At 49.8% G+C, this 7094-nt stretch carries 8 protein-coding genes and 1 pseudogene; 4 read left to right on the top strand and 5 right to left on the bottom strand.

Features of this window, described 5'->3' with window-relative positions:
* Positions 1-365 precede the first annotated feature (365 nt).
* Complete coding sequence (locus MHK09_RS11430) at positions 366-869, bottom strand: hypothetical protein (protein ID WP_156794342.1); 504 nt, start codon at positions 867-869, stop codon at positions 366-368.
* A 455-nt stretch (positions 870-1324) separates the two neighbouring features.
* Between MHK09_RS11430 and MHK09_RS11910 the strand changes: the two are divergent.
* The 4 genes and pseudogenes from MHK09_RS11910 to MHK09_RS11420 all read left to right on the top strand — a co-directional run bounded on the left by MHK09_RS11910 (position 1325) and on the right by MHK09_RS11420 (position 3227).
* Positions 1325-1667 (top strand): annotated as a pseudogene (locus MHK09_RS11910) (transposase).
* On the top strand, positions 1664-1885 hold the full coding sequence (locus MHK09_RS11905) for a hypothetical protein (protein ID WP_436232119.1): 222 nt from the start codon (positions 1664-1666) through the stop codon (positions 1883-1885). Before MHK09_RS11910 ends, MHK09_RS11905 begins: the two are co-directional and overlap by 4 nt.
* A 54-nt stretch (positions 1886-1939) precedes the next feature.
* A complete protein-coding gene (locus MHK09_RS11900) occupies positions 1940-2584 on the top strand; it encodes an IS3 family transposase (RefSeq protein ID WP_436232118.1) in 645 nt (214 codons plus the stop codon).
* A 97-nt stretch (positions 2585-2681) separates the two neighbouring features.
* On the top strand, positions 2682-3227 hold the full coding sequence (locus tag MHK09_RS11420) for a hypothetical protein (protein ID WP_005325306.1): 546 nt from the start codon (positions 2682-2684) through the stop codon (positions 3225-3227).
* 24 nt (positions 3228-3251) lie between these two features.
* Here MHK09_RS11420 and MHK09_RS11415 read toward each other — a convergent pair whose 3' ends face one another.
* Genes MHK09_RS11415 through MHK09_RS11400 form a run of 4 tightly spaced genes read right to left on the bottom strand, consistent with a single transcriptional unit; the run spans position 3252 to position 6586 of the window.
* Positions 3252-4160 carry a hypothetical protein gene (locus tag MHK09_RS11415; RefSeq protein ID WP_005325305.1) on the bottom strand — a complete coding sequence of 303 codons (909 nt, stop codon included), beginning with the start codon at positions 4158-4160 and terminating at the stop codon, positions 3252-3254.
* A 7-nt stretch (positions 4161-4167) separates the two neighbouring features.
* A complete protein-coding gene (locus tag MHK09_RS11410; protein WP_236587117.1) occupies positions 4168-5136 on the bottom strand; it encodes a hypothetical protein in 969 nt (322 codons plus the stop codon).
* Entirely contained in the window at positions 5136-5975 is an 840-nt protein-coding gene (locus MHK09_RS11405; protein ID WP_040425393.1) for a hypothetical protein, read from the bottom strand. The genes MHK09_RS11410 and MHK09_RS11405 overlap by 1 nt, the downstream gene beginning before the upstream one ends.
* A 17-nt stretch (positions 5976-5992) precedes the next feature.
* Positions 5993-6586 carry a hypothetical protein gene (locus MHK09_RS11400; protein WP_250413596.1) on the bottom strand — a complete coding sequence of 198 codons (594 nt, stop codon included), beginning with the start codon at positions 6584-6586 and terminating at the stop codon, positions 5993-5995.
* Positions 6587-7094: the final 508 nt, after the last annotated feature.

Raw genomic sequence — 7094 nt, 5'->3', positions numbered from 1 at the left:
CGTAGAGGGCCACGGCATCGCGTTTGAACTGTTCGGAGTACCTGGACATGGTGGTAGATTACCTTTCTTCCAGCCCGACTGGGCTGGATATCAGGTGTCCACCAAACAGGGGTCAGGTCCGCCACATTGGCGCAGAAATAGACGCTTGTGCCAAACAGACAATCACGCAAGCGATTGACGAATTAAGCAGATAAGCAAGTGACAACGGCGAGCCCATTAAGCCGCGGTGCGGATGCAACAAAGATAAGGACCCCAGATAAGCACGCTTATCCGGGGCCCTCGACGGCGTTCATCTCGTCTTCGCCAGCGCTACGTTTAGTCGGTCGATCCTTCGCGGGCGAGAAGCTCATCGCGACGCACGCGCATCAATCACAACGAGAAAATTCTTCCTGCGTCACAATCTTGCTTGAAGTTTCATCGACAGTGCTTTCTGAGGAACCTGTAATAATCTCTCCGGGCTTGAGCTCGCGTATTTCCGATAGTTTCGCATCTACTGGATACGGCTGAACATCCTCATGCGAAGTGGAAGCATTCGCAATCAACAGCTCATCAGCTTTTTCTGGTGCTTCAACTGGTGACTCTGCTTGCCAGTTCGAATCCGGATTTGAGATATCAACGTTGAAGTACCCAGACACGGGAACTTTAGCGTTAAAGCTTGCGTATTTATGATTCTCGCCGTTTACGTTCGGACCAGTCAAATCTACGCCGTCTAACTCAACTCCGCATGATTCCACCTCTACAATTACGCCACCGGATTCATTAAGTGAGAATCCAACTTGTCCGGAAATGTCTGTATAAACGGCATTTCCACAGGCTGTAAGAGAGAAAAGTCCTCCTCCCAATAGGAAATAAAGGAACAATTTCTTCATCGCTATCCTCCTAAATGCCCAGGCCAATGCGTAGGATGTACTGTTACTACAACGACGCAATCATTTCTAATCCAGTATTCATTAGAGTAGACATTTCTACATACTGTTCGAAGATTATCTCTAAGCTGTCGATTGCAGTTCGCAAATCCAGATGATGCTCCTCCAGATTCTTTTACATCGAAGTAGCAGATATCATGCCGAGCACATGCACCTCTAAAATCTGCAGAGGTCCCTCCAGGGTAGTAATAAAAATCTGGTGACTTAGTGCAGTAGTCACGCAAATCTCCGGCATTTGGATCGTAGTTATATCGACCAGGCCGTCACCTTCAACGCCGCCCACACCACCGGCTGGGGACTACCTTGCAAGCTCGCCGTCACACGCCGCTAATCCCGTGCTCTGGTTAGGGGGCGCTCCCACAGCTCCACAGAGTGAAGTGTCCCAGGTTTTGTTCCGTCTGAGTAGATGGGAAAATCTGGAATATGCCAAGAAAATTTGACCAGGATGCAAAGGACCGTGTGGTCCGTCTTGTAGAGGACCGTATCTTGGCGGAAAATATGTCGATGCAAGCCGCGTGCAAGGCAGTAGCTCCAAAGTTGGGGGTTTCATGGCACACGGCTCGTCAGTGGACCCAGCAGGCCCGTCGTGCGGGAAGCATCCCAGAACCTGTGCCTGAAGACTTGGCCGCGGAAAACGCGAGGCTACGCCGTGAAAATCAAGAGCTACGCGACACCAATGAGCTACTGAAGGCTGCCTCGGCTTTTTTCGCGTCGGAACTCGACCCAAAACGTCGGAAATGATCCGGTTCATCGATGAGTATCGGGATCGTTTCTCCATCGAGTTCATTTGCGAGACGTTAAACACCCACCGTGTTGGCGGTTTCATCACGTCCCGTGGATACCGCCAATCAAAAGCCCGTGGTATGAGTGCCCGCAGTCTTCGTGACGCTGCTCTAGTCGCGCACATCGCCGAGGTCCATGAAGAAAATTTTAGCGTCTACGGCATCCGTAAGATGTAGCATACTCTGCGCCGTGAAGGAATCGACATTGGCCGTGAGCAGACCGCACGCCTGATGCGTCTTGCTGGAGTCAGAGGCAAAGGTAAAGGTAAGTCTCCTATTACTACCCGCAAGCCGAAGGGACCAGATCTGCGTCCTGATTTAGTTAATCGCAAGTTCAACGCCCCGGCACCGGCCCGATTGTGGGTGGCCGATATTACTTATGTGCGCACTAGAAAAGGATTCGTGTACACCGCTTTTGTTACCGACGTGTTCTCCCGAAGGATCGTCGGGTGGGCACTATCTGATTCAATGCGTACCGAGGCGCTGCCGCTGCAGGCGCTTAATCAGGCGATTGTCAGCGCGAAGGAAACAACGGGGCTGATTCATCATTCAGATCATGGCTCACAGTACGTCAGCATTGTCTACAACGAACGGCTGGCTGAGTATGGAATTGCTGCCTCTACCGGGACAGTAGGAGATTCCTATGACAATGCTTTGGCCGAAAACGTCAACGGTTCCTACAAAAATGAGCTGATTCATCGGCGGTCGTGGGACAGCGTGGTTGACGTGGAGATCGCGACGTTTGAATGGGTTAATTGGTGGAACGAGGTACGGCTTCACCAAAGTCTCGGCTATCGCACGCCAGCTGAGGTTGAGTCAGAGTTTTGGGAAACCAACCCGGCCCAAGAAATAATGGAAATCAAGGCAAATGCCTAGGAACAAAACCCGGGACACTTCATACCGCTGGAATACTCGACTGGCGGGGGCGTTACACTCTCAGCTGTCTTACTTTGAGGTTCTAACACGCAACGCTATGAACAACGCACTTCAAGACTGGAACGATAAGGAAAAAGGCTCCAGAGACTGGTCCCTTGAACACCAATCAGCACAGCTTTTATACGACATGTTCAAAGGGCCAATTGGACAGGCTAGAAAATGGGCTCGGAAAGAATCTCAGCGTCGCCGCAATGGACACGCGCGCAAGAACGCTCCGCTCAGCCATGATGATGTAATAGCTCAACTCACATTAGGTAATTGGTCGAATCTTCTCGGAGAAGCGTTGCCAGACCATCGTCCAAACGCAAAAATACTGTGGAAAGAGTGCTTACACCACGCCTTTCCCCGCGTTGACCTTAAGGACCAATCGAGGGAAAACATTGGGAAGAAAGTCGAAAGACTGACACGTTTACGCAACCGAGTATCACACCAAGAAAACCTCTTGGAAACCAACATCCGAGGACGACTCAACGATCTTCTGACAGTACTTAAAGCCATCGACGCTAGCTACCCTGCCTGGGCTATGACAGATTCTCAAGTGCGACGGGTAGCGCAAGAAGATCCTCGCAAAAGTTGGAGGTAAGGCGTCCCTGGATCCCCACAAGGTCTATCCTTGCAGTTGGGCAAAGATTCTTTCGTTAAAGTCATAGACGTATGGTCCCCACTTTTGTATTGCATTTAGCAATGCTTGGTCATCAAGTCCGACGGACGTATCGACCACGGCCCGCGTATAAAGCTCGACATGTTCTCCGGAGTCGAGGACAAATGCCGTGGGCGCTGGTTCAAAAACATGGAGCTGATTAATAGCCTGAGCCAGTGCCGTACTCAAAGCCGGATGCTGGTTATTGAGCGATGAACCAATGGTAAAGCGCAGTTCGTTTTCTGCCACTTCAATATCCAAGAATTGCCCGCCAATACTTGTTTCTACCACTTGAAAGTTGCCTGCCATACGAGTCTCCGGCATTACTCCGGTAAGACGTGCCATACACATTTCAACTCTCTCAACAGTAACGCTTTCACACTTTTGTGCATCGGGGGACGCAACATCGCTAAAGATATCCAGCACCTCGCCTTGTGGTTGAAGGCGTGCGGGTACAGAAGTTGTATTGCTGGAAGAGATAATTGAATAGGCGAGCGCTTGCGCATACCACTGCTCCACCTCGTCAAGGCTTCGACGCCACCATGCCTGCAGCCGCGCAGCTGTCAGGAATTCTCCGACTAGTAGAGATGCCTTTGCCTGTATTTGCCCCTCGCTGACAACAAAGCGGCATAAACCTGTCGAAGATTGTTGCAAGGCACTGATCAGTGCCAACGCGGTCATTTCATCTGAAACAAGACCAGGAATGAGAAAAGTTGCCTCTGTCGATTCATACTCATGATTGGCTCTGATAAAAGCCTGCAGTCCATCGATGGGGAGGTTTCTCGTGATCTGACCGGTCTCAGTACCGAGATACACGTGGTGGCCAAGATCTGCGAGGGCAACTGCGTATGCATTGATTGTTGTAGGAATGTTCATCTCTAACTCATCCTTGCTCTGAGACAGGGATCGATGACCAAGCTCGGATAGGCCCGTCATGAAGTCCCTGGAAGAACTGATACTTCTCTAGAGGGATACGCGCCGGCGGATCGTAGTCTTTCGCTTCTACCAATTGATCCTCATAAGTATCTGCAACCTGCGCCGGAGTTAAGCGCACTAGATAGCCTTCTGTCCCATAAAAGGAATCGTCATACGGGGACACACCCAGCGGCGCGAGGATGTCTTCGACCTGCTTTTCTCCAAACTGGGACCACATAATCCGCGCGTGCTCGTCGGTAAAAGACTCTTCCGGAAACTCAGTGACCTTTGGCAAGGAATCAAAATCAAAACCGTAGTCTTTAAACGGTTCGGTTTGATCAGAAAGAAACCTCATATATCGATACCACCGGCCATTGGAATTTTTAGCAGTTTCATTTGTCAGACAGCGGTATACATAGCAATCGAGGTAAGTTTCATAAGGTTTCGAAGGAATCGCACGCATTGAAAAACGAAGCATTCCATAGCTTGCTCGGCGGGAAAAAGTTTCATCAGTGTTGTCTACCCATGGTTCATGCTCTATAGAAATGTAGTACGGGACCTGCGGCGTAATTTCTTGCTGGAGTGCAAGGTCGTAGGAAAACTCGGCAATTCCTGGGAGCTTAGTTGATTGTGGGAATGAGCATGGCCCGAATACAGCCGTCCACTCCGAGTTAGTAGGAACAAAAACAAACTGAAGAATATGATTCTGTGGCTTGATTAGTCCTGCTAGTTGGTTTCTGCCAGCCGCTACTTTTTTGACATGAACGTTGCACTCGACCTTGTGATTTTCCCTGTAAAGATAGGGTTTTGCATAAGGGCTATCGAAGCCTGAAGCCCACTTCTCAAATTCCTTGACGACAGTTTCAATTGGAAATCGAAGGAGTTTTACTTCGTACGATATAGGTGCGATGGACTCGGTGAAGAAAAACTTCTTCATTAACCTTCACTCCTTTCATGTTCTCGATCCCACGTGTGCTCTGGATAATCAAAAATTGCTGAAGATCCATAGGCTTGCGCAAGAGGGTAGCCTGCATTAATTAGCGTGGCACGTCCGGTGAGGAAATCTCTATTGAAAGGATCTAGCCCAAAAAGATGCGCGCAGTCAGCCAGATCCTGGGTAGTAAACCGTTTCCGTAAAGGTCCTTTCTTAGCTTTTAGTCTTTCCAACCCAGGGAAGTGAAATTCTTCCGCCTCTGGCCATTGTGTAAATGCTTGAAACCTTGACTCGCCTTCACCGATGCCTACGTCGAAGAATTGCTCGCCTCGATTTTCGGGTACTGGTTCTGAAAGTCCAATAGCGGCATGGATGTCATAGGAGTGGACCGTGAGGTTCTTAGTGCCAGTGCGTGAGCCGAGTGCGTCCTCTAGCTCTCGCTCGTCAGGATGGTCCTGGATAAGCACTTGGGTCATTCCCGGGACGAAAGGAATCGATCCAACAAGTCCAATGAAACTCAGAAACTGTTCGTATTCCATAGGCCTATCGCACAGGAACCATACCCATTCAGGATTCTTGGTTTCCAGGACTGCCGTCCAACGGCGAGGAATCTTCGGATCCCGTACCCCAAGGCGCAGCGCGTTGGGAAGGTCATCGACCGTCGTGTCAATCTCTACATATTGCTGTGACCAGTAACTGTTGGCAGCACCTTCAGGCGTGATGAAAATTCGCGAGCGTGAAGCCGCCTCTACGGCATAGTCGTAGGGAAGTTTTAGGAACAATTGGTCATAGGAATATGGCGCAAACAGATAATCAATATCTCGGCGAAGGTAAAGGGTCATTCTCATACCATTCCAAGTTAAGGGTTGTAGCTATCTACTGCGTTTCGATTGGCCGTGATGACTTTCATGAGGTCGTCGGATTCGTCGATGTCGTCGAGTGTAAGAAGCCAGACGTCTGCATTCGGATTGGCATCCAATAGTTGGCGTGCATGGTGAAACGCTCGTGGTGCAGGAGGTCGATCAAACTCCGTCTTTATTGACCGGCCAGAGCTATCGACAATATTAACGTCAGGGCGTCCGCGACTAAGAGTCTTTAGAACCTTTTTGTCAAGTTTTTCATCGTAGACAAAATCAACATCACGCTGATTTAATCGTGCAGCCGATGCGCCTCGCTTCTGTGCGAATAATGCTTGCATCTGGGCAAACTGGTTTTGCGCGGAGGTTTTCCCAACTGTTCGCTTATGCAGATCCAATGGTTTAGGAGCATTCCGCAAACCAATTTTATTTAGGATATGCGGTTGAGTTACTGGGACTTGAATTACTGAATTTGCAACCTTATCTTGGAGGCTCGAAATTGCCGCAATGACTTGCGTCTCCTTGGTCTTGTACCCAAAGGCCATGATTTCGGAAGCTTTAATATCGCTTAGCGGTGTTGTCCTGTCCCATTTCATGAACACGTTAAGTTCATCTGGGGTTAACGTGTGGATATCGAGCTGATGGACAGTAAATGTCCTGGGATATCCGCCGCAGCGCGAGATAGCAGGCTGAATATGTGCTTTAGTCTTGTTGTGTGTTGGCCTGTGTATGGCGAAGGAATACGTCGGTTGTTGGCGAGATGCTGCTAGTGCGATCCCGCATTTTCCTGGTTTACTCAGACCAGCGATAAGGCGGTCTGCTTTTTGTTGCTTGCGTACGCTTAGGAGTTTTTTGACATCTGGGAGCTTGGCTAAGAGTTTCCGGATAGCCGATGCTGCCTTTAACCCTTTGCCGAACTTAACAATGGCCCCGCCTGGAATGAAGCTTAATGCAGTCCAGAGGCAGCCTGAGATTTCTCCCTTGTGAGGTTACCCTCGTTTAGTGGACACCCTATTTGTACGGATCCTGTGTCCGTAGGAGAGGATGTTCATTGTGAGTCAACAGCGCAAGAAGTACACGCCGGAGTACCGGCGTGAAGCCGCG

This window comes from Corynebacterium tuberculostearicum (genome assembly GCF_022347235.1).
In the GTDB taxonomy this organism is placed as follows: Bacteria; Actinomycetota; Actinomycetes; order Mycobacteriales; family Mycobacteriaceae; genus Corynebacterium; species Corynebacterium tuberculostearicum_F.
The sequence above is the reverse complement of the archived record's forward strand: the minus strand, read 5'-3'. Positions and strand labels throughout refer to the sequence as shown.